This is a genomic window from Phenylobacterium sp. (assembly GCF_024508875.1).
Lineage (GTDB): Bacteria > Pseudomonadota > Alphaproteobacteria > Caulobacterales > Caulobacteraceae > Phenylobacterium.
Genome location: NZ_JANINU010000121.1, coordinates 1194 through 24266 on the forward strand (window position 1 = coordinate 1194; position 23073 = coordinate 24266).

Annotated in this window: 24 protein-coding genes and 1 other RNA gene; 11 read left to right on the forward strand and 14 right to left on the reverse strand. The window is 69.4% G+C overall.

The window, feature by feature from the left end:
- Together Q0L11_RS10430 and ssrA are read right to left on the reverse strand one after the other, a co-directional pair.
- A partial coding sequence (locus Q0L11_RS10430; protein ID WP_296597137.1) for a ClpXP protease specificity-enhancing factor SspB occupies nucleotides 1-260 on the reverse strand: 260 nt, incomplete at its 3' end.
- A 228-nt stretch (nucleotides 261-488) separates the two neighbouring features.
- Nucleotides 489-849, reverse strand: a transfer-messenger RNA (tmRNA) gene (gene ssrA, locus Q0L11_RS10435).
- 143 nt (nucleotides 850-992) lie between these two features.
- On the opposite strand from ssrA, the gene Q0L11_RS10440 reads away from it, so the two are divergent.
- Nucleotides 993-1607 carry a septation protein IspZ gene (locus Q0L11_RS10440; protein WP_296597138.1) on the forward strand — a complete coding sequence of 205 codons (615 nt, stop codon included), beginning with the start codon at nucleotides 993-995 and terminating at the stop codon, nucleotides 1605-1607.
- On the opposite strand, the gene Q0L11_RS10445 is transcribed toward Q0L11_RS10440, so the two are convergent.
- Nucleotides 1501-2532, reverse strand: coding sequence for a hypothetical protein (locus tag Q0L11_RS10445; protein WP_296597139.1), 1032 nt, complete (start codon nucleotides 2530-2532; stop codon nucleotides 1501-1503). The genes Q0L11_RS10440 and Q0L11_RS10445 overlap by 107 nt on opposite strands.
- A gap of 41 nt (nucleotides 2533-2573) precedes the next feature.
- A complete protein-coding gene (ilvN, locus tag Q0L11_RS10450) occupies nucleotides 2574-3122 on the reverse strand; it encodes an acetolactate synthase small subunit (RefSeq protein ID WP_296597140.1) in 549 nt (182 codons plus the stop codon).
- A gap of 124 nt (nucleotides 3123-3246) precedes the next feature.
- Here ilvN and Q0L11_RS10455 point away from each other — a divergent pair, with 124 nt between their 5' ends.
- The 5 genes from Q0L11_RS10455 (at nucleotide 3247) to Q0L11_RS10475 (ending at nucleotide 6275) form a co-directional block, all read left to right on the forward strand.
- On the forward strand, nucleotides 3247-3606 hold the full coding sequence (locus Q0L11_RS10455; protein ID WP_296597142.1) for a SnoaL-like domain-containing protein: 360 nt from the start codon (nucleotides 3247-3249) through the stop codon (nucleotides 3604-3606).
- A 270-nt stretch (nucleotides 3607-3876) separates the two neighbouring features.
- Complete coding sequence (locus tag Q0L11_RS10460; protein WP_296597143.1) at nucleotides 3877-4896, forward strand: hypothetical protein; 1020 nt, start codon at nucleotides 3877-3879, stop codon at nucleotides 4894-4896.
- Nucleotides 4897-4982: 86 nt separating this feature from the next.
- A complete protein-coding gene (locus tag Q0L11_RS10465) occupies nucleotides 4983-5270 on the forward strand; it encodes a DUF6665 family protein (RefSeq protein ID WP_296597145.1) in 288 nt (95 codons plus the stop codon).
- Nucleotides 5271-5333: 63 nt separating this feature from the next.
- Nucleotides 5334-5855, forward strand: coding sequence for a DUF1993 family protein (locus Q0L11_RS10470; protein WP_296597146.1), 522 nt, complete (start codon nucleotides 5334-5336; stop codon nucleotides 5853-5855).
- A gap of 90 nt (nucleotides 5856-5945) precedes the next feature.
- Complete coding sequence (locus Q0L11_RS10475) at nucleotides 5946-6275, forward strand: DUF6665 family protein (RefSeq protein WP_296597148.1); 330 nt, start codon at nucleotides 5946-5948, stop codon at nucleotides 6273-6275.
- A gap of 16 nt (nucleotides 6276-6291) precedes the next feature.
- Here the strand turns inward: Q0L11_RS10475 and ybaK are convergent, their stop codons facing one another.
- Entirely contained in the window at nucleotides 6292-6765 is a 474-nt protein-coding gene (gene ybaK, locus Q0L11_RS10480; RefSeq protein ID WP_296597149.1) for a Cys-tRNA(Pro) deacylase, read from the reverse strand.
- Nucleotides 6766-6877: 112 nt separating this feature from the next.
- Here ybaK and Q0L11_RS10485 point away from each other — a divergent pair, with 112 nt between their 5' ends.
- Both Q0L11_RS10485 and Q0L11_RS10490 read left to right on the forward strand, forming a co-directional pair.
- Nucleotides 6878-7447 (forward strand): biliverdin-producing heme oxygenase, encoded by a 570-nt coding sequence (locus tag Q0L11_RS10485; RefSeq protein ID WP_296597151.1) that lies wholly within the window; start codon nucleotides 6878-6880, stop codon nucleotides 7445-7447.
- Nucleotides 7440-9596 (forward strand): histidine kinase dimerization/phosphoacceptor domain -containing protein, encoded by a 2157-nt coding sequence (locus tag Q0L11_RS10490; RefSeq protein ID WP_296597152.1) that lies wholly within the window; start codon nucleotides 7440-7442, stop codon nucleotides 9594-9596. The genes Q0L11_RS10485 and Q0L11_RS10490 overlap by 8 nt, the downstream gene beginning before the upstream one ends.
- A gap of 4 nt (nucleotides 9597-9600) precedes the next feature.
- On the opposite strand, the gene Q0L11_RS10495 is transcribed toward Q0L11_RS10490, so the two are convergent.
- From Q0L11_RS10495 to miaA, 4 genes are all read right to left on the reverse strand, one after another.
- Nucleotides 9601-10374, reverse strand: coding sequence for a VOC family protein (locus Q0L11_RS10495; protein ID WP_296597153.1), 774 nt, complete (start codon nucleotides 10372-10374; stop codon nucleotides 9601-9603).
- Nucleotides 10375-10486: 112 nt separating this feature from the next.
- On the reverse strand, nucleotides 10487-11080 hold the full coding sequence (locus tag Q0L11_RS10500) for an O-methyltransferase (protein ID WP_296597154.1): 594 nt from the start codon (nucleotides 11078-11080) through the stop codon (nucleotides 10487-10489).
- Between the two features lie 5 nt (nucleotides 11081-11085).
- The gene (locus Q0L11_RS10505; RefSeq protein WP_296597155.1) at nucleotides 11086-12876 is read right to left on the reverse strand and encodes an acetolactate synthase 3 large subunit; all 1791 of its coding nucleotides are present in this window, start codon (nucleotides 12874-12876) and stop codon (nucleotides 11086-11088) included.
- Nucleotides 12877-13059: 183 nt separating this feature from the next.
- Complete coding sequence (gene miaA / locus Q0L11_RS10510; protein WP_296597157.1) at nucleotides 13060-13989, reverse strand: tRNA (adenosine(37)-N6)-dimethylallyltransferase MiaA; 930 nt, start codon at nucleotides 13987-13989, stop codon at nucleotides 13060-13062.
- Here miaA and serB point away from each other — a divergent pair.
- Nucleotides 13988-14878, forward strand: a complete 891-nt coding sequence (gene serB, locus Q0L11_RS10515; RefSeq protein WP_296597159.1) for a phosphoserine phosphatase SerB — start codon at nucleotides 13988-13990, stop codon at nucleotides 14876-14878. The two genes, miaA and serB, sit on opposite strands and share 2 nt — an antisense overlap.
- Nucleotides 14878-15540 carry an HAD family phosphatase gene (locus Q0L11_RS10520; protein WP_296597161.1) on the forward strand — a complete coding sequence of 221 codons (663 nt, stop codon included), beginning with the start codon at nucleotides 14878-14880 and terminating at the stop codon, nucleotides 15538-15540. The genes serB and Q0L11_RS10520 overlap by 1 nt, the downstream gene beginning before the upstream one ends.
- 164 nt (nucleotides 15541-15704) lie before the next feature.
- On the opposite strand, the gene hflC is transcribed toward Q0L11_RS10520, so the two are convergent.
- Nucleotides 15705-16595 (reverse strand): protease modulator HflC, encoded by an 891-nt coding sequence (gene hflC, locus Q0L11_RS10525; protein ID WP_296597164.1) that lies wholly within the window; start codon nucleotides 16593-16595, stop codon nucleotides 15705-15707.
- Complete coding sequence (gene hflK, locus Q0L11_RS10530) at nucleotides 16592-17737, reverse strand: FtsH protease activity modulator HflK (protein WP_296597165.1); 1146 nt, start codon at nucleotides 17735-17737, stop codon at nucleotides 16592-16594. Before hflK ends, hflC begins: the two co-directional genes overlap by 4 nt.
- 139 nt (nucleotides 17738-17876) lie before the next feature.
- Between hflK and Q0L11_RS10535 the strand changes: the two genes are divergently transcribed.
- Nucleotides 17877-19019, forward strand: coding sequence for an Mrp/NBP35 family ATP-binding protein (locus Q0L11_RS10535; protein ID WP_296597167.1), 1143 nt, complete (start codon nucleotides 17877-17879; stop codon nucleotides 19017-19019).
- Here Q0L11_RS10535 and Q0L11_RS10540 read toward each other — a convergent pair.
- The 3 genes from Q0L11_RS10540 to Q0L11_RS10550 all read right to left on the reverse strand — a co-directional run bounded on the left by Q0L11_RS10540 (nucleotide 19016) and on the right by Q0L11_RS10550 (nucleotide 22981).
- The gene (locus Q0L11_RS10540; protein WP_296597168.1) at nucleotides 19016-20431 is read right to left on the reverse strand and encodes an MFS transporter; all 1416 of its coding nucleotides are present in this window, start codon (nucleotides 20429-20431) and stop codon (nucleotides 19016-19018) included. The genes Q0L11_RS10535 and Q0L11_RS10540 overlap by 4 nt on opposite strands.
- A gap of 67 nt (nucleotides 20432-20498) precedes the next feature.
- The gene (locus Q0L11_RS10545) at nucleotides 20499-21887 is read right to left on the reverse strand and encodes an MFS transporter (RefSeq protein ID WP_296597169.1); all 1389 of its coding nucleotides are present in this window, start codon (nucleotides 21885-21887) and stop codon (nucleotides 20499-20501) included.
- Between the two features lie 188 nt (nucleotides 21888-22075).
- A complete protein-coding gene (locus Q0L11_RS10550; protein WP_296597170.1) occupies nucleotides 22076-22981 on the reverse strand; it encodes an SDR family NAD(P)-dependent oxidoreductase in 906 nt (301 codons plus the stop codon).
- Nucleotides 22982-23073 lie beyond the last annotated feature (92 nt).

The following is a 23073-nucleotide window of genomic DNA, read 5'->3' on the forward strand; positions in this document are numbered from 1 at the left end:
AAGAAGGTCTCGCCGGGCGCAAGGTCCCAATATTGATGCTGCAGGACGATGGTCATCTCGTCGGGATACTTGGACAGCAGATCGACGGGTCCCGAGACCCCGGCCGCGTCGGTCTTGAAGGTGATGTAGAAGTGGTGCGAGCCCGGCAGGCCCTCGGGCGCCGCGGCGCGCTTCAGCGCAGCCTTTGCGACACCGCGCAGGGCGTCCTGCGCGAGGGCCTCATAGTTCATAAGATCCTGGACCGGCGGATCCTGGGCCAAACCAAAACTCCGAAACAAAGCGAACTCTCGGAAGGTAGCGACTGCCGGCCAGTGCGCAAGGCTAGAAGGACACGCGATATCGCCTTCTGTCGTCAACCACACACATAAGCCTACCCGCGGTGGGGCGCCCGTTGCGTTTCAAGGCCAGGTTGGGAGGGAAGTGGGAGACTTCTGTTGGCAGGCGCCTCCAGATCCTCGCTTGGAGAAGGGAGGCGCCGCTGAGAGGTGGGTGGGAGGCTTCTGTTGGCAGGCGCCTCCCGGGCCCCGCCTAAGGATCTGAACCCCTAGGACTTGGTTCGGATGTTACCGGACCGCATTACGCAGCCAGGCGAACTTCCTCAGCGAAGTTATCGTTCGCATTTAGTTTAAGACCCGGAACGGTGGGTCAAGCCGAGAGAAAGCAACGCCTTTACACGTCTGTCGATGCTGATCGGCCCCTCACTGTCCCGGCAATAACCCGGGGGAAGATTGGTGGAGCCGCCGGGAATCGCACCCGGGTCCAGTCCGCTTATTACTCGCGCGTTTATCTCCATAGTCGGGCGAACCCGACGATCCACATATAGGCGCTCCGGCCCGGGATTTGAAGGACTTGCGGCTGATCGCCGTTCGCGAAGCGCGGGCGGCGGCAGCGAATTTCGTGGATGACCACCCAGCCTTCGCGGACGGATTCACGGCGCGGGGCGAGCGGCGCCTAGGCTCGCGGGCATCGAATTCCCCCGTCCCGGAGCCTCTATGAAGAACCTCGTCTACGCTGGCCGCGCCCTCGTCGGGGACCTGCTGGCCACCTTGCTGTTCGCCGCCCTCGTGGCGCTCAAGGTCGATGTCGTGGTCGCGACCGGCGCGTCCATCGCGATGGGCGTGGCGCAGATCGCGCTCATGAGGGTCATGGGGCGGGACGTGTCGCGCCTGCAGTGGGCGAGCCTTGGGCTGGTGCTGGTCTTCGGCACGGCCAGCATGCTGGCGCACGACCCGCGTTTCCTGATGGCCAAGCCCACCATCGTCTACGCGATCATCGGCGTCGTGATGCTGCAGCGCGGTTGGATGCTGCGCTACCTTCCGCCGGCGGCGGACGGCTATGGGGCGAAAGCGATGATCGTGTTCGGCTATGTCTGGGCGGGCCTGATGTTCGCCACCGGCGTGGCGAACCTCTTCTTCGCCGTCGCCCTGCCGGCGCTGTGGCCGGCGCTCCTGGCGATCTTCCCGCTCGTGTCGAAGATCGCGCTCTTCGCAGTCCAATTCGTCACTGTCCGTCACCTGGCGATCCGCGAGGCGAAGGCGGCGGGGGCGACGGATGCGCAGATCCGGGCCCGGATGGCGCAGATGTCGGCCCGGACGGAGGCGGCGTGACTTCCGGCGGCGTCTCCGGCTCGGGCTGGGGCGCTGGCTCGGCGCCGGGCGGCGGCAGGCGGGCGTCGGGGTTGACCTTCAACCGCCCGCCGCCCTCCACCAGGTCGCGGTAGGCGCCGCGGGCGTTCGCGAAGTTCGCGCCGCCCGGAAAGACCACGTCGAACCGGGCGTCGTGACCCAGGGCCGCGCCCAGCGCCGCCTCCAGCACGTCGGCCGCTTCGCCCACCTCGGCGGGATCGCAGGCCCGGTGCAGCGTGACCGCGCGGCCGGGCGTGACCAGGGTGATGTCGTAGGCTGTGCCCACGAGGCAGAGCGCGTCGGCGGCGCCTGGCTCGACCACGCGTACGTCGCGCGGCGATCGCCAGAGCGGCAGGTCGCGGAGCGCCAGGAATCTCGCCGCCGAGCCGGGCGGCAGTTCGTCGTCGAACCCCATCCGGCGGCCGATGCCCGCCTCGCAGCAGGCGAGGCCGGCGCGGCCCTGGACGAACGCATGGCCGTCGCCGCGCACGGTGATCCGGGTGACCGTCTGGCGGACGCTGTTGGAGGGGCGGGTCCAGACCTCCAGGATCATCTCGTCGCCCCGCACCAGTTGCCACTGCAGCGGCATCAGGCCCCAGAGCCGGTAGGTGGAGGGCGCCACGCCGTTGTCGGGCGCGGCCTGCAGTTCGCCCTTGCGCAGACGCCGGCCGCCCAGCGGATCCGACGCCTCGCTGGGCTTCAGGCGCTTGTCGTCCCACCAGCTCTTGGGATCCGGCGGGGGGAAGGGCAAGATCTCGGCCTCGGCAGGCGGAGTGTTCGGCGGCGCGCCGATCACGGTGGGCTTCGCCGTCTTGCCCGGGATGGGAATGATCAGCGGAATCTGCGCCGCGGCCGGCGTGGCGACGGCGAGAGTGAGCAGGCAGGCGAGGACAGTGCGTACGGACACACCGTGAAAGAGGTCGGGCGGGCCGCTTGTTCCCGAAACCCCTAGAAGACCTCGACGCCTCGCTGCAGCGAAAGCACGCCGGTGCGGGAGACCTCGACGAGGCCGAGCGGCTTCATCAGGTCGACGAACTTGTCGATCTTGGCCGAAGCGCCGGTCAGTTCGAAGACGAAGCTTTCGTGTGTGGTGTCGACCACCTTGGCGCGGAAGATGTCGGACACGCGCAGGGCTTCCACCCGCTCCACACCGGATCCGCGCACCTTCACCAGGGCCAGTTCGCGCTCGATGCCGTTGGGGTCCTTGGTCACATCCTGCACGTGGCGGGTGGAGACCATCTTCTGGAGCTGGGCCTCGATCTGGGCCAGCACCTGGGGCGTGCCGCGCGTGACGATGGTGATCCGGCTGGTATGGGCCCCGGTGTCCGTCTCGGCGACGGTCAGGCTGTCGATGTTGTAGCCGCGGGCCGCGAACAGGCCGACCACGCGGTGCAGCACGCCGGGCTCGTTGTCCACCAGCACCGCGAAGGTGGCGCGGCTCTCCTCCTGCTCGGCGTGGGCGAGGTCGTAGACGGAGGCGGGCTGGGCGTCGGTCATGGTGCGGTTCCTGAACGGTGAGCGTCAGGTGTCACAGGATGGCTGGCGCCGCAACCGACTGCTGCCAGCACGTTGTCACCAAGGGGGCGCAATCTATCGCCAGGCAGCGCGAAGGAGACAGCCCATGCCCACCGTCACAGAGATTGCTGAAGACCTGGTCGCCATGTGCAAGCGGGGCGAGTTTGGCGCGGCGGGCGAGAAGCACTGGGCCGACGACGTCGTCAGCCTGGAGGTGGGGGAAGGCGAGATGGCCCGCATCCAGGGGAAGGCCGGCGTGCGCGGCAAAGGCGAGTGGTGGGCCGCCAACCACGACGTTCACGACAGCCTAGTCGAAGGCCCTTACGTGAACGGGGACCAGTTCGTCGTGCGCTTCAAGATGGACCTCACGCCTAAGGGCGGCCAACGCCGTGTGATGGACGAGGTCGGGGTCTATACTGTGAAGGGCGGGAAGATCTCTGAGGAACGGTTCTTCTACGGGATCTGATGGGAGGGGGCGTGGCCCCGCCGCCACATCCCGCCGCTCTCTCGCAGAGCTTGTTAACCTTTGCCTTGCGGCCTCCGCGCTAGCCGTGAGACACCGCCGCATCTTCAACGAGGTCGCCGAATGACGACGCACTCAAACACGCAAGGACAAGGTCGGCCCTGGGCCGCCCTGCGCGTGCGCGTCGCTTTCGAGCCGGGCGCGCTCCCAACCCAGCGACGCTGATTTCGCCGTGCTCCTGCAGGGGTCATGGCGCACCCCTCGGAGCCAAAGATGTTCAAGCTGTTTTCGGGCGTGGTCCCGGCCCCGACGAGGGCCGAACCCACCGCCCTCCTGAAACTGGTGGCGGGCCAGTTCGCGGCCGACGTGGCGCGTATCTGGCCCGAGCCGCACACTGCGTTCCTGACCGCGACGTCGGCGCGACGCCATCTCGTGTGCCTGGCGCTCGCGCTCGCGCGCGACGTGGAGAGCCTCGCCGACGCGATCCTGCGCGGCCGGCTTCGCGCGGCCATCGAAAGGGCGCTCGGCCGCGCCCCCGCGGGCCTGGAGCGGGCGCTGGGCCGGATGGGCGAGACCGCCTGGGCGGGCGAGGCCTACCGCCGGCTGCTCGACCTGCTGTCGGACGCCCGGGCGGCGAAGCTGCTCCGTCACGCCGAGGCGATCGACCCGGCTGCGGTCGCGCGCCTGGGCCGGCTGCCCGCGCCGATGCAGCGCGCGCTGTCGCTGGCCGTGCTCATCACCGACGACGCCGCGACCGCCGTGGCGGAGGCCGCGGGCGCCATCGCCTGCCGGTCGGGCGCGGCGGCGGCCGATGCGGCGGTAAGGCGCTGGGCCGAGGCAGAAACGGAAACGGCGCTGTTCGAGGCGGTGCGCGAGGATCTCTATCCCGAGCCGCCGCCGCCGCCGTTCGAGGGCACGGCGAAGCTGCGGCCGCTCGCCACCAAGGCGGCGATGCGCGAGGCCGCGCGGCGGTACAACAACTGCCTGGCGACCCGGGTCACCCACGCCGTGGGCGGCTTCTCGGCCTACTACGAATGGACCGGCAACCCCGGCGCCATCGTCGAGATCGGCCGCGACGCCATCTTCGGCTGGCGGCTGGAGGAGGCCAAGGGCCCCAACAACGACCCCCTCGACGCGGAGACCCGCGCGTCGCTGACGGCGGAGCTGGGGCTGCTGGGCGTCCATGTCGGGCGCAGCGGCTGGCAACTGGAGCGTGCGCTCTGCCCCGACGTGGGGCGAGGCTGGCGGCTCCCTTCCGTCGCCGAAGACCTCGCCGAGGTGTTTGGCGACTGATCGGGCCACGCCCAACGTGACGCTTGCCACGAGGACATCGGGCGCCGACATTGGCCCCGATGTCCTCCCTGCGACCACCCCGCGGCTTGGGCCGTCGTCTCGATTTCGAGACCGGCGAGGCGGTGCTGCACCACGAATTGCTGGAGGAGCAGGCCCAGTCCATGGGCCGGGCAGGCCGCAAGGTGGAGGCGGCGCTCGCCGCGCTGCGCGACCATCCGGGCGGAGAGGGGCGCGCGATCGTCCTGAAGGCTGCGGCCGAGGCGGTCTGGGGCTTCCTCGTGCAACGCGAGATCATGGGGCTGCGCGACCGCGCCGCAGTCATCGCCCTCTATGACATCCCGCGTGAGGTGCTGGTCCGCATCGGGGCGCGCTGATCGCCTTGGCCTTCCGTAGCGGCGCCCCGGCATGCTGGCGCTTCGAAGAAGGGGGCTCCGGCCATGGCGATTTCACTCTACGACTGCAGCGTCGCATCGTTCCTGCAGGTGCTGGGCGCGGTGCAGTCCTTCCTGGACAAGGGTCTTGCGCACTGCCGCGAGGCGGGCCTCGATCCCGAAACCATCGTGGACACGCGGCTGCACGACGACATGCTGCCCTTCCGCTTCCAGATCGTCTCGGTGGCGCACCATTCGCGCGGCGCGCTCGAAGGCGCCAAAGCCGGGCTGTTCCTGCCGCCGGGGGGCGTGGGCGAACTGGACTACGCCGGCCTGCAGGGCCTGGTGGCCGAGGCCCGCGGGGCCCTGCAAGGTCTGTCGCGAGACGAGGTGAACGCCCTGGAGGGCAAGGACATGGTCTTCCGCCTCGGCTCGCGAGAGATGCCGTTCACGGTGGAGAACTTCCTGCTTTCGTTCTCGACGCCGAACCTGCATTTCCACGCGACGACCGCGTACGACATCCTGCGCCAGTCGGGCGTGCCGCTGGGCAAGCGCGACTACATGGGCCAGATGCGGCTCAAGCTCTGAGGCGTTCACATAAACGGGAGCAGGACGCCGCCTCCGCGCATTGGTGCTAGGCTCAGGCTGTTGGGGGCTATCACCAATCCAGGAGGCGGAATGTCCGCTCTGAGATTACCTCAGCACCTCGCCGAGCCGGCCCATGTCGACCGTGGCGAAGCGCATCTCAAGTTCAGGCTGCTCGAAGACATCGACGCAGCCGTCGGGCATACCGAACGCGACGTGGAGCGCGCGCTGCTCGCGCTGCGCAGCCATGACGCCCACCAGACTCCTCCGCGGGATCGACAGCGGCTGCTCGACGCCGCCGCCGAGGCCGTCTGGCGCCTGATCGTGCAGCACGAGGCCTGCGACCTCACCGACCACCACGAGCTGGTGGAGCGCTACGGGGTCCCGCCCGAGGTCATGGCGCGCATAGGCGCCCTGCACTGAGACCTATTTCATCCCGTCAGGCGGCCACCGCCGAAACCTTCGCGCCGAGGATCCGGACGAGGTCGGCGGGGGCCAGCCGCGCCTGCAGTCCGCGCTGGCCCGCGTTGACGAACGCGGTCGCAAGACTGGCCGCTTCGGCGTCGATCACCGTCGGGACGGCGCGCTTCTGGCCGAAGGGACTGACGCCGCCCACCTTGTAGCCGGTCAGGCGCTCGGCGTCGGCCGGCTTCATCATCTCGGCCGACTTGGCGCCGAGCGCGGCGGCGAGCCGCTTCATGCTGACCTCGCGGTCGGACGCAAGGACCACGCAAGCCGGCTTGCCGTCAGCCTTGACCATCAGCGTCTTCAGAACCTCGCCGGGCGGAACGCCCAGGGCCTCCGCCGCCTGCAGGCCCACCCGCTCGGCGCCGGGATCGTAGGCGTACTCGGCCAGCGCATAGGCGACGCCGGCCTTGTCGAGGGCGAGGGTGGCTGGCGTGGTTCGACTCATCGAAGAATTTCGAGGTGTTTTCGGAAACCAAAGCGGCTTTGTCGGGTATCATACCGAAGGCCGGCGCGGCGGCCTCTATCGTATCGAACGGGACCTCCTTTCAAGAGACATGATGCTCAGCGACGCCCACCGACGGCTGCGTGACGCCACGCAGGCCGATCACCAGCGGCTGGAGTCCCGGATGAACATCCTGGCCCGGATCGCCACGCCGGATGGCCGGCGCGCCCTTGTGGAGCGGTTCCACGGACTGCACACCGAGACCGAGGCGGCGCTGGAGCCGTGGCTGGCGGAGCTGCCGGGACTGGACTTCGAGGCTCGCCGGCGAGCACCACGCCTCGCGCGTGATCTCCAAGTGCTGGGCGGACAGGCGCCTGCTGCGCCGGCGGACCCCATCGTCGTCGGCGGCGTCGGCGAGGCGCTGGGCCGGATGTACGTCCTGGAAGGATCGACACTGGGCGGCCGGGTGATCCGGCGGTCCCTCGAGGCGCAGGGTGACGGCATGGCCGGACTCGGCTTCCTCGATCCCTATGGAGACCAGGTGGGCGAGCGCTGGCGCTCGTTCCTTGCGGTGATCGACGGGCAGGCGTGCTCGGCGGCGGATACCGAAGCCATGGTGGCCGGCGCGCTCGCCGGCTTCCGGCATGCGGAGCTGTGGCTTTGCGAGGACCCCGCCCATGTCTGAAGCGCCGACCATCGACCTCGACGCCTGCGCGCGCGAGCCGATCCACATCCCCGGAGCCATCCAGCCACACGGCGTGATGCTGGTCGCGGACCGCACCACCCAGGAGATCAGCCATGCCGCCGGCGACCTAGCGGGCTTGCTCGGCGTGCGGGACTGGATCGGCCGGACCATCGGTGCGGTGCTGGGCGATCCGCTGGCCGAGCGGGTGGCCCAGGCGACGCAGTCGGGCGTGCACGGTGGCTACGCGGGTCATTTCGTAGGACCGAACGCGGCGTTCGACGTTTCGGCCCGTATCGACGACGAGTGGCTGATCGTGGAGGTGGAGCCCGGGCTGGCGCAGCCGTTGCCGGCCACCATGATCCTGGGCCAGCTCGAGGCCGCGGGCGCGGCCTTCGAGCGGGCGCCCAACCTCAAGACACTGTGCGAGCGCGCGGCGATCGAGTTCCGTCGGCTCACCGGCTTCGATCGGGTGATGATCTACCGCTTCCTCGACGAGGACGCGGGCGCCGTGCTGGCTGAGGACGTGGCCGAGGGGATGCCTTCGTTCCTGAACCATCATTTCCCCGGGTCCGACATTCCGGCCCAGGCGCGCGCGCTGTACGTGCGCAACCTGGTGCGGGTGATCCCCGACGTGGCCTACGAGCCGGCGCCGCTGTCGCCGGCCTGGTCCGAGGCGCGACCGCTGGACATGAGCGACTGCGCGTTGCGGTCGGTGTCGCCGGTGCACATGCAGTACCTGCGCAACATGGGCGTCGGGGCCTCGGCGTCGATCTCGGTGGTGAAGGACGGGCTGCTCTGGGGGCTGATCGCCTGCCACCATCGCGAGCCCAAGCTCATGCCCTACGACATCCGCGCCGCGGCGCGGACGCTGGCCGGCGGGCTGGCGCGCCAGGTGCGGGCCAAGGAAGAGGCCGAGAGCTACCGCGAGCGGCTGCGGCTGCGGGGCCTGGAGGATGAGATCGCCGCGCGCTTCGGCCGCTCCGGCGGCCTGGACGCGAACCTGGCCGAGGGCGTGGGAGAGCTGCGGCGGATGATGGACGCCGACGGCGTCGCGGCGCTGCGGGCGGGCGTGCTGCACATGGACGGCGTGCACCCGCCGGAGAGCCAGGTGCTGGCGCTGACGCGGTGGGCCTTGCAGAGGGGACTGGAGCCGATCGCCACCGATCGGCTCTCCGAGGACTACCCCGATGCCGAGGTGTTTCGGGCCCAGGCAAGCGGACTGCTGGCGCTGGTGGTCTCCGCGGACGAGCCGTTTGTCGTGCTGTGGTTCCGGGCTGAGGAGGTCGAGGTCGTCAACTGGGCGGGTAATCCGCACAAGGCGCTCTCGCTGGGACCGGGCGAGACCCTGACGCCGCGCTCGTCCTTCGAGGCTTGGCGGCAGACCGTGCACGGCCGTTCCCGTCGCTGGACGCTGGCCGAGGTCGACGCGGCCCTGCGCCTGCGCGAGACACTGCTGGAAGCCCGCGGCCACCGCCGGATGCATGAGCTGAATGGCCGGCTCAGCGATGCGCTGAACGAGAAGGACGGGCTGCTGGAGCAGAAGGAGATGCTGCTCAAGGAGGTCAACCACCGCATCCAGAACAGCCTGCAACTGGTCTCCAGCTTCCTGGGCCTGCAGTCGCGCGCGATGGGCGATCCCAAGCTGCACGAGGCGTTCGAGGAGGCGCGCCGCCGGCTGCAGGCCGTGGCGCTGGTGCACCGCCGGCTCTACCGCGCCGACCAGATCGAGGTCGTGGACATGGCCCGCTACCTCGAGGAACTGATCGGGGACATGAACGACTCCCTCGGCGCGGAGTGGGCCGGCAAGATCAGCGTCGACGCCAGCCCGGTCCTGGTCCCGACGGACCGCGCGGTGACGATCGGCCTCGTGGTGACCGAACTGGTGATCAACGCGAACAAGTACGCCTATGCGGGGAAGCCTGGGCCCATCGAGGTGAGCCTGGAGGAGCACCGCGCGAACCTGCGCGTGATCGTGGCTGACCACGGGCAGGGTAAGCACGTCCCGCGCGAAGGCTTCGGCAGTCGCATGATGACCGCCATGGTCAAGCAGCTTCGCGGCGAGATCGTCTACAGCGACAACAAGCCGGGCTTGCGGGCGATCCTCGCCTGCCCGGTGTCGGCGCCGATCCAGCCGGCGGGCGCCGAGTAGGCCCTCAGCCCTTCTTCCCCATCAGGCAGAACATGGCGCCCTGCGGGTCCACGCCCTGCAGGACCCAGTCGCCGCTAGGCACCTCCATGGGGCCGTTCATCACCTGGCCGCCGCCGGCGGTGACGCGGGCGGCCGCCGCGTCGATGTCGCCCACACGGAGGTAGAAGAGCCAGCAGCAGGCCGGGACCTGCTCGGGCTTCAGCATCATGCCGCCGACCTGGCCGTCGCGGTTGGCGAAGAGCTGATAGGCCCCCATCGGACCCATGTCGTGCACGCCGTCCTTACGCCAGCCGAAGAGCTGCTCGTAGAACGTGAAGGCGGTGTCGGTGGGCCCGGTGTACAGCTCGTGCCAGCCGGTGTGGCCTAGCGCGCCGGAGGGCGTTTCGGGTCGACCGCCCTCCGGCGGCGTCGGCTTCATGATCGCCAGCACCGCGCCGAACGGATCGGCGACGATGGCAAAACGGCCGACGCCGGGGATGTCGGCCGGCGGGCGTATCACCGAGCCGCCCAGGCTGGTGACCTTCGCCGCCGCCATGTCGCAGTCGTCCACGGCGACGTAGCCCGTCCAGTTCGGGGGGACGCCCTGGGCCTTGTGCTCGTCGCCCAGCATCATGACGCCGCCCACCCCGGCGCCGTCGGCCTCCAGCACCCAGTACTCCATGCCGTCGCCCGGCATCTTCGAGGCCGTCCAACCCACGACGTCGCCATAGAAGGCCCGCGCCGCGGGAATGTCAGGGGTCATCAGCTCGTACCAGATGAAACGGCCATGGTCCGACATGCGCGCCTCCTTCTCTGCGGCGGACACGCTACGCCCGCCCACGCGTCAGGAGAATGACCGTCGAGCAACGGGGTTTCCTGCGTTCGTCAGGCGGGGCCGCCGGTCCGCATCGTCACGTCGCCTTCCGTGTCGCCAGGATCAGTCCCGAGGCCCACGCCATCTCTGTCACCGCCCAGCCGGGCCGACCGCGAAAGGTCTCGATCAAGTCGCCGACCCGGTGCTCGTGTCCCTCGGGCCAATTCGGCTGAGGCAGCATGTCGTCGCCGATCCAGAAGCCGCCAGGCCGCACCAGGACCAACGCGGCGTCCAGGTCCTCGTACTTGCCCGGCATGGCGTCGGCGAAGACGAGGTCGAAGCTGGCCGGCGGCTGGCGGCGGAGGAAGGCCCCGCCGTCCTCCAACACGAACGTCACCCGGGGATCGTGGTCCAGCACCTCCCGGGCCAACGCCTGGACCTGCGGATCTATATCGACCGTCACCAGCTCGGAGCGCGCGTCCATGCCGTCGAGCAGGCAGGCCGTGGCGAGACCGGTGCCCGTGCCCAGTTCCAGCAGGCGTCCGCCCGGCTTGGCCGCGGCGAGGGAGCGGAGCAGGGCGCCGGTGCGCGGCTCCGACGGCATGTCGAAGCCGAGGTCGCGCGTGCGAGCGGCCAGCGTCCGCCAGGCCGTCGGCGCAAGCGCCTCGGCGGCTTCGTCCAGTCCCGGCATGCGGCTCAGACCAGCCGCTTGCCCGCGTCGTCGATGATGGAGCCGAGATCGCGCGCTTCCTCGGCCATGATCATCTCGTTGTGCGCCTTGCCCGACGGAATCATGGGGAAGCAGTTCTCTTCCTTGGTGACGCGGCAGTCGAACAGCACCGGCTTCCTGACGTTGATCATCTCCAGGATCGCCGCGTCCAGCTCGTCCGGGTGCTCGGCGCGGATCCCGACGCCGCCGTAGGCCTCGGCCAATTTCACGAAGTCGGGCAGGGACGACGAATAGGAGTGCGAGTAGCGCTCGCCGTGCAGCAGTTGCTGCCACTGGCGCACCATGCCCATCCATTCGTTGTTGAGGATGAAGACCTTGATCGGCAGGTCGTACTGAACGGCCGTCGAAATCTCCTGCATGGTCATCTGCACCGAGGCGTCGCCGCCGATGTCGATGACCAGGGCGTCGGGGTGGGCCATCTGCACGCCGACGGCGGCCGGCAGGCCGTAGCCCATCGTGCCCAGGCCGCCCGAGGTCATCCAGCGGTTCGGCTGCTCGAATTTGTAGAACTGGGCCGCCCACATCTGGTGCTGGCCGACCTCGGTGGTGATGTAGGTGTCGCGGTCCTTGGTCAGCTCATACAGGCGCTCGATGGCGTACTGCGGCTTGATCAGCTTCGCGTCGGGCCGGTAGCCGAACGAGTTGCGGGCGCGCCAGCCGTCGATCTCGGTCCACCACGACTTGATGGCGGCCTTGTCGGTGGCGAGGTTCCGCTGCTTCCAAGCGGCGATCATGTCCTCCAGCACCTGGCCGGCGTCGCCCACAATGCCGATGTCGGCGCGGACGTTCTTGCCGATGGAGCTCGCGTCCACGTCGATGTGGATCTTCCGCGAGGTGGGGGCGAAGGCGTCCAGGCGGCCGGTCACCCGGTCGTCGAAGCGTGCGCCGATGGCGACCATGACGTCGCAGTCGTGCATGGCGTTGTTGGCTTCGAAGCTGCCGTGCATGCCCAGCATCCCCAGCCACTTCGGATCCGACGCCGGGAAGGCGCCCAGGCCCATCAGGGTCGAGGTCACCGGCGCGCCCGTCAGCTCGGCGAACTCGCGCAGCAGCTCGGACGCGCGAGGGCCGGCGTTGATGACCCCGCCGCCCGTGTAGAGGATCGGCTTCTTCGCCTTGGCGATCATGGCGACCGCCTCGGCGATCTTGCCGGGGTCGCCCTTGGTGCGGGGCGCGTAGTTATGGGCGTGCTTGACCTCGGTCGGGCCCTGGTAGGCGCCCTTGCCGAACTGCACGTCCTTCGGGATGTCGATGACCACCGGGCCCGGCCGGCCCGAGGTGGCGATGTGGAAGGCCTCGTGGATGATGCGCGGCAGTTCCTCGACCGACTTCACCAGGTAGTTGTGCTTGGTGCAGGGGCGGGTGATGCCGATGGTGTCGCATTCCTGGAAGGCGTCGGTGCCGATCAGGTGGGTGGCGACCTGGCCGGTGATCACGACCATCGGGATCGAGTCCATCAGGGCGTCGACGATGCCGGTGACGGCGTTGGTGGCGCCGGGCCCGGAGGTGACCAGGACCACGCCGGGCTTGCCGGTGGAGCGGGCATAGCCTTCGGCCGCGTGGGTCGCGCCCTGTTCATGCCGCACCAGCACGTGTTGCAGCCGCGGCTCGTGGAACAGCGCGTCGTAGATCGGCAGCACCGCGCCGCCCGGATAGCCGAAAAGCACCTCGACGCCCTGATCGACAAGGGCGCGCACCACCATCTCGGCGCCGGAGATGATGTCGTGCTGGGCTTCGATCGTCTGATGGGCGGTCATGGGTTCTGGCCTGGGCTGGTAAGCGGCGATTTGGGCAATAAAAAAGGCCCTCGGGGGGCCTGGGACAAGCGACCGATCGGTCCTGACGCGTTCGTCAGTCCGTTACGGCCGCCCTACGAGTACAAGAATGCTGCGCACGAGATTTCCCGCGAAAGTCAGGATGGGGCATGTCGCATGCCCGGCTCACCCCGTCAAGGGCGGGTGAAGCGCAAGAAACTGCCTCCATTGGTCGCGGTGGTCCAATGCGGTGATCCTCGCCCAATCGCCCATCTGCCCGCGCATCCAGGTCATCTGGCGCTTGGCGTAGCGGCGGGTCTCCTGTTGCGCGGCGGCGATGGCGGCGGGCAGGGCGATCTCGCCGCGAAGGTAGGCCGCCAGTTCGCGGACGCCCACCGCCTTCATGGCCGGGAGGGAAGGGTCAAGATCGCGCGCGATCAGGGCTCGCACCTCGTCCAGCGCTCCCCCCGCGACCATCGCCTCCAGTCGCACGTCGCAGCGGGCGTAGAGCGCGTCGCGCGGTGGTTCCAGCGCAACGGCGGACCATGAGCCGGCGGGCAGGGAGCCCGAGGCGCTGGCCTGGTGGTCGGTGAGCGAGACGCCGGTGGCCGCATAGACCTCCCAGGCGCGGGACAACCGCTGGCGGTCGCCGGGCGCGATGCGGGCCGCGGCGGCCGGGTCGGCCTCGGCAAGACGGGCGCGGAAGGCTTCCTCGCCCATGGCGGCGAACTCGACGGCGGCCATTTCCCGTATCTGGGCCGGAATCTCCGGAACGTCCGCGAGCCCCCTGGTGAGCGCGCTGAAGTAGAGGCCGGTCCCGCCGACCACGACCGCATCGCGGCCGCGCGCGCGGATTTCCGCGATCAACTCGGACGCCGCCCGGAGCCAGCGCCCCACAGACCAGCCGTCGGCCGGATCGACGGTCCCGAACAGGTGATGCGGCGCGGCAGCCAGCTCTTCGGCGCCCGGTCCGGCGGTGATCGCGGTGAGGCCCGCGTAGAGCTGCATGGAGTCGGCGTTGACGATTTCGCCGCCCACGGTTTGGGCCAGCTTCTGCCCGAGCGCGGACTTGCCGCTTGCGGTCGGTCCGGCGATCAGCCAGATGCGGCCCGTCATGGAGCTGGTCCTTACCCTCGTCAGTCCCGATCCGGCCGAAGCGGCCGCCGCCGCCGATCGGGCGGCCTCAGCGCTCGCAGCCGCGGGCGCCGGCGTCAAGGCGCCGATCGCGCTGGGCGAGGGGGCGCTGGACGTGCCGGCTCTCGGCGCGCCCGCCGACGCGGAGACGCGGGTCCGCGCCGCGGTCGGCGATGCGCCAGTGGACTGGGCGCTGCTCCCCGCCGCGGGGCGGAAGAAGGGCCTGCTGGTCGCGGACATGGATTCCACGATCATCAACGTGGAGTGCCTGGACGAGCTGGCGGACTTCGCGGGCCTGAAGGCCGAGATCAGCGCGATCACCGAGCGGGCGATGCGTGGTGAACTGCAATTCGAAGGGGCGCTGCGCGAGCGGGTCGGGATGCTGAAGGGGCTGGCGGTCACGGCGCTGCAGCAGGCCTACGACGAGCGGGTCCGGCTCAACCCCGGCGCCCGCACCCTGGTGCGCACCATGGCGGCGAACGGCGCCCGCTGCGCGCTCGTATCGGGCGGCTTCACGTTCTTCACGAGCCGGGTGGCGAACGCGGCCGGGTTCCACCTCAACCGCGCCAACACCCTGATCGAAGCCGACGGCAAGCTGACCGGCCAGGTGGGCGAGCCGATCCTCGGCAAGGAGGCCAAGCTGGCGGCGCTGCAGGAACAGGCCGCTGAACTGGGGCTGCCGATGTCGGCGACCCTGGCCGTCGGCGACGGTGCGAACGACCTGGCGATGATCGAGGCTTCGGGCCTGGGCGTGGCCTATCGCGCCAAGCCCATCGTGGCGGCCCAGGCGCATGCCAAGGTGGACCACGCCGACCTGACCGCGCTGCTCTATTTCCAGGGCTACAAGGCCGCCGAGTTCGTGGTCGACTGATGGCCCTCCCGCGCGCACCCAAGGCGGTCGTCTTCGACATGGACGGACTGCTCGTCGACACCGAGACCGTGGTGTTTCGCGCCATGCAGCGTGCCGCCGGCGGCATCGGCGGGGAGATGCCCTTCGGAACCTTCCAGCGGATGGTCGGGCTGCAGCACGCCCACAGCGACCTGATCCTCATCGAGCATTTCGGCGAGGGTTTCGATCTGCCGGCGTGGTCGGCCGCCGTCAGCGCCCATTTCCGAGAGGAGTTGGCGGCGGGCATCGCGCTCAAGGCTGGGGCGGTCGAGATCCTGGACCGGCTGGACGAACTGGCGCTGCCTCGCGCGATCGCCACCTCATCGAGCCTGGAGAGCGTGCACGCCAGCTTGGGGCCGCACAGCCTGGTCGATCGTTTCCACGCCCTGATCACCCGCGACGTGCAGACCCGCGGCAAGCCGCACCCCGAGCCGTTCCTGAAGGCGGCCGAGGCGCTGGGCGTCGATCCCGCCGACTGCCTGGCCCTGGAGGACAGTCACAACGGCGTACGGGCCGCCTCGGCGGCCGGCATGATGACCGTCATGGTGCCCGACATGCTGGACCCGACGCAGGAGATGGAGACGCTGTGCGTCCGCATCGCCAGCGACCTGCACGAAGTCCGCGGCTGGCTTGCCGGCCCCTGACGAAGAGGCCCTTCCGCCGGCCAAGGAAACGGAAGGGCCTTAAGGGTGTGACTGCGACCGCGGACCGGGGGCTTCGCGGCCGGTCGCGCGAGGAGCCTATGCGGCGAACCGCGTGAGGCTACAACCGTAATTTATTACGAATGTAGCCTAATGGCAAGCGCAGCTTACCGACCGGTGGGACCACGCTCGAAATAGCGGAAGAACGCGCTGTCGGGCGACAGGACGAGCGTGGTGTCGCCGTTGGCGAGGCTCTGCTCGTAGGCCTGCATCGATCGGAAGAAGGCTGCGAAGGACGGATCCTTGCCGAAGCTCTGCGCGAAGATCCGTGTGCGTTGCGCGTCGCCCTCGCCGGTGGTCTGACCCGCTTGTTCGCGCGCCTGGGCGAGGGTGATGGCGACTTCCTTGTCGGCCTGGGCGATGATCTCGCGCTTCTTCTGCTCGCCCTCGGCGCGGAGCTGGGCCGCCACCTGCTGACGCGACGTGGACATCCGCCGGAAGACGGCTTCGCGGTTCTGGGCCGGCAGGTCGGCGCGCTTGATGCGCAGGTCGATCACCTGGATGCCCAGGCGCGAAGCCCTCGCCCGCCGATCCACGTCGACCTTCGCCTGCTGCATGAGCTGGGCGCGGCGGCCGGAGATGATGTCGGTGGAGGTGGCCGAGCCGAGCACCTGGCGCAGCGACGAGTTCACGAGCCGCTCGATCCGGTCGTTCGCCGTCTGCTCGTCGCGCAGCGTGCGGTAGAATTGCAGCGGGTCGGAGATGCGGTAGCGGATGAAGGCGTCCACCACGAGGCGCTCCTGACCCGCCGTGATGATCTCCTCCTGGTCGGCCTCGAGGGCGATGTTGCGGCGGTCGAGCTTGATGACCTGCTCGACGAACGGGACCTTCATGTTGAGGCCCGCCTCGCTGCGGCCGGGCGGATTGACCACTCGGACGGGGTCGCCGAACGCCACGACGATCGCCTGCTGGCGCTGGTCGACCACGTAGAAGGTCTGGAACACCAGGGCGGCCAGGAAGAGGCCGACGAGGCCGAGGACGATGCTGCGCGTGCTCATTGGGCCGCCCCCTTGGCCTGCGGTTGGACCGGCTCGGCCGGGGCCGCGGGGACGGGCTGGGTCTTGGGCCGGAACACGTCGGGCGGCAGGATGATCGGCGCGCTGGCGCCCTTTGCGTCGACCACCACCTTGTTCGAGTTCTGCAGGATCCGCTGCATGGTCTCGATGTAGAGACGGTCGCGCGTCACGCCGGGCGCGCGGCGGTACTCGGTGTAGACCTGGTTGAAGCGGGCGGCCTCGCCGCTCGCCTCGCGGACAGCCTGCTCGCGATAGGCCTGGGCGGCCTGGGTGATGCGCGCGGCGTCGCCCTTGGCTTCGTTGACCACGCGGTTCCGATAGGTGTTGGCCTCGTTCTCGGCGCTGTCGGCGTCCTGCTGCGCGTTGTTCACTTCGCGGAACGCGGCCACCACCTCGGAGGGCGGACCGGCCGAGCGGATCTGGACTTCCACGATGCTGATGCCGGCGCCCCAGGAATCCAGCGTCCGCTGCATGAGCTCGGCCGTCTGTTGCTGCACCTGGCCGCGCGCGGTCGAGATGATCGGCTGGAGCTGGGTCTTGCCGACCACCTCGCGCATCGCGCTCTCGGCCACGTCCTTCACTGCATCCTGCGGTTCGCGGGTCGCGAAGAGGAACCGGGCGGCGTCCGAGACGCGCCAGGTCACGCTGAAGTCGATGTCGATGATCTGCTCGTCGCCGGTCAGCATCTGGCTGGCGGCCGTCGACTCCGCGTCGCCGCCGGCGCCGCCGACATCGGTGCGCTTCAGTTCGGTGACCGCCACCTTCTCCACGTGCTCGATCGGGACGGGCAGGTGATAGCGCAGGCCCGGTGTCTCGGTGCGCGAATAGGCGCCGAACGTCAGCACGATGGCCTGCTCGCTGGGCTGGACGACATAGAAGCCGGACAGCGCCCAGAGAGCGAACGCCCCGCCGGCGACGATGGGGATCAGCCGCTGGGGCCGCCCACCCGGACCGCCCATCATCTCGCGAAGGCGCTCCCCGATTCGGTCGAAGCCGGCGTTGAAGTCGGGACCGCCGGGCCGGTTCGGGCCGCCGCCGGACGGCCGCCGGGGCTGGTCGCGCTTGTCGTCGCCGCCGGACGGAGAACCCCAGGGTCCAGGGTTGGCGTTATCGTTCCAGGGCATCAGGCGGTTCGCGTCGAGCTCCCTCGGGACATTCACGCAGTCCCTTGAGCGCCGGTCCTTAAAGCCCCCCGCGGGCTTGTAAACCGTCGCCTTCAGCCGGATATGAGACCCCCACCCGAGCAAAGCAAGACAAAGCGGCATGAGCGAACCGGCAGGACCGGACCGGACGGCGATCCTCCAGGCCCTCGACAGCGTGATCGATCCGAAGTCGGGCAAGGGCCTCACCAGCGCGGGGCTGGTGCGCGGCCTGGTGCTGCGTAGCGGCCGCGCAGCCTTCATGCTGGAGGTGGCCCCCGCCGACATCGACCTCTATCGCGCGGTGCGCGACAAGGCCGAGGAGGTGCTGGCGCTGGCGGACGGCGTCGAGGTGGCCCAGGTCGTCCTGACGTCCGAGCTGCAGGCTCCGTCCGCGCCACAGCTCCGCGTGAGCCCGCGCCGGCCGCAGCCGAGCGAGCCGCCGCCCGCGCGTCGCGCCCGCATCGCCGAGGACCCGCAGGCCCAGCTCCATCCGATGGTGGACGCCGTCAAGCCGCCGCATGTGAAGAAGGTCATCGCGGTGGCCAGCGGCAAGGGCGGGGTGGGCAAGTCCACTGTCTCGACCAACCTCGCGGCGGCCTTCGCCGTGCTGGGCAAGCGCGTCGGCTTGCTGGACGCCGACATCTACGGCCCGTCGGCGCCGACCATGCTGGGCGTGGACGGCGACCCGACGTTCGACGCGGAGAAGCGCCTCAACCCTATGGAGGCCTGGGGCGTGAAGGTCATGTCCATCGGCTTCATCGTCGAGCCGGGCACGGCCAATATCTGGCGCGGACCCATGGCCTCGTCGGCGCTGCGCAGCCTGCTGAACTCCAACTGGGGGACCGAGGCGAAGCCGCTGGACGTGCTGGTCATCGACCTGCCGCCCGGGACGGGGGACATCCAGCTCACGCTCGTCCAGAAGCTCAAGATGGACGGTGTCGTCATTGTCTCGACGCCGCAGGAGATCGCGCTGATCGACGCGCGGCGGGCGGCGCAGATGTTCGAGAAGACCGGCGCGCCGATCCTGGGGGTCGTCGAGAACATGGCCTATTTCGCCGACAGTTCGGGCGTGAAGGTCCCGATCTTCGGCTCCGGCGGCGCGCGCCGCGAGGCCGAGCGGCTGGGCGTGCCGCTACTGGCCGAGATCCCGATCGAGGTCCCGCTGCGCGAGGCCTGCGACGCCGGTCGGCCGCTGGTGGCGACCAACACCGAGAGCGCGGCGGCCCGGGCGTTCCTGGACCTGGCGCGGAAGCTGTCCGACTAGCTGCGTACCGGCGCGACAGGTTCCTGGCCGGTCAGGCCCTCCAGCGCGCCCGCGGGGTCGAGCAGGGCGAAGTCCCGCGCTTCGAGCTGGCGGCGAACCTCGGCGGCGCGCTCTGCGGTCAGGCGGTAACCGACGAGGCAGGCCGCGCCGAGCATCACGAACAGGATGGGCCCGGCCAGGAACGCCAGCAGCAGCGCATCCAGAGCCTCGGGCGTGTTGCCATGGCCGAGTTTGGGATCGTAGCCGACCTCGTTCAGGACGTTGAAGGTCAGGAAGATCGAAACCCCTGAGGCGAGCTTCGTCGTCAGGGTCGTCAGCGCGTACAGGAGGCCGCTGCGCTCCTTGCCCTGCTTCAGCCGGACCTCGTCGGCGACGTCTGCGGTCATCGCCCGCGTCAGGACGTTGAAACCCGAGGCCATGAAGCCGGTGAAGAACAGGGTGGGGAGCGAGGCCAGCACGTTGCCCTTCGGCAGGAACGCCAGCGTCACCAGCAGCAGCGAGTAGCAGACCGCCGTCACCATGACCGTCCGATGCTTGCTGATCTTCGTGGCGAGCCAGGCCAGGATGGGCGCGCCGGCGACGCCGGACAGGATGTAGACGGCGAGCAGGATGTTGGCTTCGCCGGCGGTGAACTCCATCCGGTCGCGGCTGTAGAAGAGGTAGAGCGCGGCCATCCAGCCGGGGCCCAACGACAGGGCGAGGTCGGCGAGGAGGATGCGCGCCATGTTAGGGTCGGTGACCAGCTCGACGTAGTCGCGCAGGCGGAAGCGCTGGCCGTGCGCTTCGGGGGCCAGGGTCTCCGGGGTGCGCCAGACCACGACCACCACGGCCAGCGGTGTCAGGGCGATCAGGTACCAGATCATCGCCCGCACGCCTGCGGCCTCGTCGTGGCCCAGCCGTTCCATGACGATGGGGATCAGGAGGACCATCACCGCGCCTGCTACCCCGACCGCCACCATCACGCCGAACAGCCGTGCGCGGTCGTCGTAGGACTTGGCGAGGGTGGCCGCCCAGGCCTGGTGCGAGAGCATCAGCACCGACGAGCCCAGGTACATCACGAGGAGCCAAGCCGTCAGGTCGGCCGTCCCCATGTCGCGGTCGGCCGTCAGCAGCATGAAGAGCCCGGCCATCAGGAGGGGCGCGCCGGCCACCGTCCAAACGCGGTATCGGCCCCAGCGCGTACGGGTGCGGTCCATGGCGATGCCCAGGGCCGGCTCGATGGGCACGTCGATCAGGCGCACCATGGCGAAGGCGGCGGCGACCGCCGTCAGCTCCACGCCGATGTTGGCGGCGAAGTAGGCCGGCAGGTGGACGGCCGCGGCGATCATCATCGCCTGGATCGGCAGGCTGGTGGCGGCGAAGGCCAGGGCGAGGTTCAGCGGTAGGCGGGCGTCACGTCCGGTGGCGGTCAAGGTGTGTCCTTCCGTGGCGGCTGCGCCCTTGTGACCGGGCGCGTGGCGCAGTCTGCCCAGATTCAGGTCACGACGAACGTCCCAACGGCGCCAGTTCCTCGCCGGTCAGGCTCTCCAGCGCGCCGGCCGGATCGTCCATCGCCTCGCGCTCGCGCTCTTCGAGCTGGCGGCGGATCTCGGCGTGGCGTTCGGGCGTCAGCCGGTAGCCGATGAAGCAGGCGCCGGCGAGCATCACGAAGACGATCGGCCCGACGATGTAGACGAGCTGCAGCGAGTCGATGGCCGCCGGGGTGTTCACAGCGCCCACCTTGGCCTGGTAGCCGATGGCGGCGAGCAGCACGAAGGTCAGCGCCGAGAGGCCCGAGGCGATCTTTGTCGTGCCGATGGTGAGGGCGTACATCAGGCCCATCCATTCGCGGCCGGTGTCGAGCCGCACCTCGTCGGCGATGTCGCCGGTCAGCGCCCGGATCATCACCACGAAGCTGGTGGACATGGCGCCGACCAGGAACATGCCTGGCGCGAAGGCGAGGAAGTTGCCGGCGGGCAGGAACGGCACCAGCATGAGCCCCAGCGAGTAGATGGTGGTGCTGACCATCAGGGCGCGGTGCTTGCCGATCCGGTTCGCCAGCCAGGCTGCGAAGGGCGCCCCCGCGAAGCCGGCCGCGATGTAGATCATCAGCAGGAGGTTGGCCGCGGTGGTGTCGAAGCCGCGGCTGTCTTTGAAGTAGAAGAGATAGAGCGTGGCCATCCAGCCCGGCCCCAGGGTGGCGCAGAGGTCGGCGGCCAGCAGCCGCAGCACGTTCCCGCGCTTCAGCAGGGTAAGATAGTCGGAGACCGCAAAGTGCTTAGCGGTCTCCCGCGTGATTGGCTCGTGGGTGGTGGACAGGACGAGCAGCGCCGTCACCGGCAGGGCGCCGATAATGAACCACACCATGGCGCGGACGCCGTCGCCTTCGGAGTGGCCGAGAGACTGCATCACCACGGGGATCAACAGCACGGCCATGGCGCCCACGACGCCCAGGCCGATCACCGCGCCGAACACTCGCGAGCGCTGCTTGTACGTGGGCCCCAGCACGCCGCCCCAGGCCAGGTGCGAGAGGTAGACCATCGAGTAGCCGACGTAGAGGAACAGCAGGATGCCGCTGAGGCCGAGCTGGCTCGTGGACGAGTTCGCCTGCAGCATAAGGTAGAGGCCGGCCATGAGGACCGGCGTGCCGAGCGCGAGCCAGAGGCGATAGCGGCCCCATCGGCTTCTGGTGCGGTCCATTCCCATGCCGAGGAAGACGTCGATCGGGATGTCGACCAGCCGGACCATGGCGAAGGCCGCGCCGACGGCGGCGAGTTCAAGGCCGACGTGGCTGGCGAAGTAGCGGGGCAGGTGGACGCCGATGGCCAGGACCAGGGCCTGGATCGGGATGCTGGCGCTGGCGAAGGCCAGGATGGCCGGCATGCTCATGTCGGGCGCAGCCGACGACCTGTCCTGTGACACCTGCTGACCGCTCCTCGTAAGCACGCCTCTGGCGGGCGCTCGCAATAGGTTACGCGCGTTCAGTCAGCCGCGCGCAAGCGGTTTCCGATTACAAAAAGGAAACGGGCGGCCGTATGGCCGCCCGTCGGGAATTCCAGATTGTGGGTCGGGCTCGCTCAACCGCCCTGCAGCTTGCGGAAGAACTTCCCGGTCTGCTCGCCGCCGTTGACGTAGGCCTTCTGGCCCGCCTCGTCGGTGATCTTGGACCAGTTGTCGCGAACCTGCTCGACGGTGGCGCCGGGGCCGATGGCCACGCCCTCGGTCTCGACGATGCGGGCCAGGGCGAAGGCGCCCGCGCCGGCGGTCAGGATCGCGCCGGTGGGAGCTTCTTCCGAGCAGAGGAAGACAACGCCGGGCGTCACCAACTCGGGCTTCAGTTGCTCCAGCACCTGCGCGGGCATGCCGAGGTTCTCGGTCATGCGCGTCGCCGCCACCGGGCTGATGGCGTTCACGTGAACGTTGTTCTTCTGGCCTTCGAGCTTCAGCGTGTTCATCAGGCCGATCAGGCCCAGCTTGGCCGCGCCGTAGTTCGACTGGCCGAAGTTGCCGTAGAGGCCCGACGAGGAGGTGGTGACGACGATGCGGCCGTAGTTCTGGGCGCGCATGATCTCCCAAACGGCCTTCACCGGCTTCACGGTGCCGAACAGGTGGACGTCGACCACGACCTGGAAGTCGCCGAACTCCATCTTGGCGAAGGTCTTGTCGCGCAGGATGCCGGCGTTCGCGATGAGGATGTCGATGCGGCCCCAGGCGTCCATGGCGTCCTTGACCATCCGCGCCACGCCGGCGTCGTCGGTGACCGAAGAGCCGTTGGCGATGGCCTCGCCGCCCAGCGCCTTGATCTCCTCGACGACCTTGTTGGCCGCGTCCGAGCCGCCGCCCGAGCCGTCCATCGAGCCGCCCAGGTCGTTGACCACGACCTTGGCGCCGCGCCGCGCCAGTTCCAGCGCGTGCTGTCGGCCAAGGCCGCCGCCGGCGCCGGTCACGATCGCCACTTTGCCGTCGAAGCGGATGTCCGCCATGAGATCCCTCTTGGAACAGGTGTTCGAAATCGGCGCGCGTTGTGCGGCGCGGCGAAGGGAGCGTCAAGCTCACGGTGGGGAACTTCGCTCGC

Coding starts and splice junctions, on each gene's coding strand:
- Q0L11_RS10440 (WP_296597138.1), top strand. CDS start 993: ATGAAGAACCTCGTCTACGCTGGCCGCGCCCTCGTCGGGGACCTGCTG.
- ilvN (WP_296597140.1), bottom strand. CDS start 3,122: ATGACCGACGCCCAGCCCGCCTCCGTCTACGACCTCGCCCACGCCGAG.
- Q0L11_RS10455 (WP_296597142.1), top strand. CDS start 3,247: ATGCCCACCGTCACAGAGATTGCTGAAGACCTGGTCGCCATGTGCAAG.
- Q0L11_RS10460 (WP_296597143.1), top strand. CDS start 3,877: ATGTTCAAGCTGTTTTCGGGCGTGGTCCCGGCCCCGACGAGGGCCGAA.
- Q0L11_RS10470 (WP_296597146.1), top strand. CDS start 5,334: ATGGCGATTTCACTCTACGACTGCAGCGTCGCATCGTTCCTGCAGGTG.
- Q0L11_RS10475 (WP_296597148.1), top strand. CDS start 5,946: ATGTCCGCTCTGAGATTACCTCAGCACCTCGCCGAGCCGGCCCATGTC.
- ybaK (WP_296597149.1), bottom strand. CDS start 6,765: ATGAGTCGAACCACGCCAGCCACCCTCGCCCTCGACAAGGCCGGCGTC.
- Q0L11_RS10485 (WP_296597151.1), top strand. CDS start 6,878: ATGCTCAGCGACGCCCACCGACGGCTGCGTGACGCCACGCAGGCCGAT.
- Q0L11_RS10490 (WP_296597152.1), top strand. CDS start 7,440: ATGTCTGAAGCGCCGACCATCGACCTCGACGCCTGCGCGCGCGAGCCG.
- Q0L11_RS10495 (WP_296597153.1), bottom strand. CDS start 10,374: ATGTCGGACCATGGCCGTTTCATCTGGTACGAGCTGATGACCCCTGAC.
- Q0L11_RS10500 (WP_296597154.1), bottom strand. CDS start 11,080: ATGCCGGGACTGGACGAAGCCGCCGAGGCGCTTGCGCCGACGGCCTGG.
- Q0L11_RS10505 (WP_296597155.1), bottom strand. CDS start 12,876: ATGACCGCCCATCAGACGATCGAAGCCCAGCACGACATCATCTCCGGC.
- serB (WP_296597159.1), top strand. CDS start 13,988: ATGGAGCTGGTCCTTACCCTCGTCAGTCCCGATCCGGCCGAAGCGGCC.
- miaA (WP_296597157.1), bottom strand. CDS start 13,989: ATGACGGGCCGCATCTGGCTGATCGCCGGACCGACCGCAAGCGGCAAG.
- Q0L11_RS10520 (WP_296597161.1), top strand. CDS start 14,878: ATGGCCCTCCCGCGCGCACCCAAGGCGGTCGTCTTCGACATGGACGGA.
- hflC (WP_296597164.1), bottom strand. CDS start 16,595: ATGAGCACGCGCAGCATCGTCCTCGGCCTCGTCGGCCTCTTCCTGGCC.
- hflK (WP_296597165.1), bottom strand. CDS start 17,737: ATGCCCTGGAACGATAACGCCAACCCTGGACCCTGGGGTTCTCCGTCC.
- Q0L11_RS10535 (WP_296597167.1), top strand. CDS start 17,877: ATGAGCGAACCGGCAGGACCGGACCGGACGGCGATCCTCCAGGCCCTC.
- Q0L11_RS10545 (WP_296597169.1), bottom strand. CDS start 21,887: ATGAGCATGCCGGCCATCCTGGCCTTCGCCAGCGCCAGCATCCCGATC.
- Q0L11_RS10550 (WP_296597170.1), bottom strand. CDS start 22,981: ATGGCGGACATCCGCTTCGACGGCAAAGTGGCGATCGTGACCGGCGCC.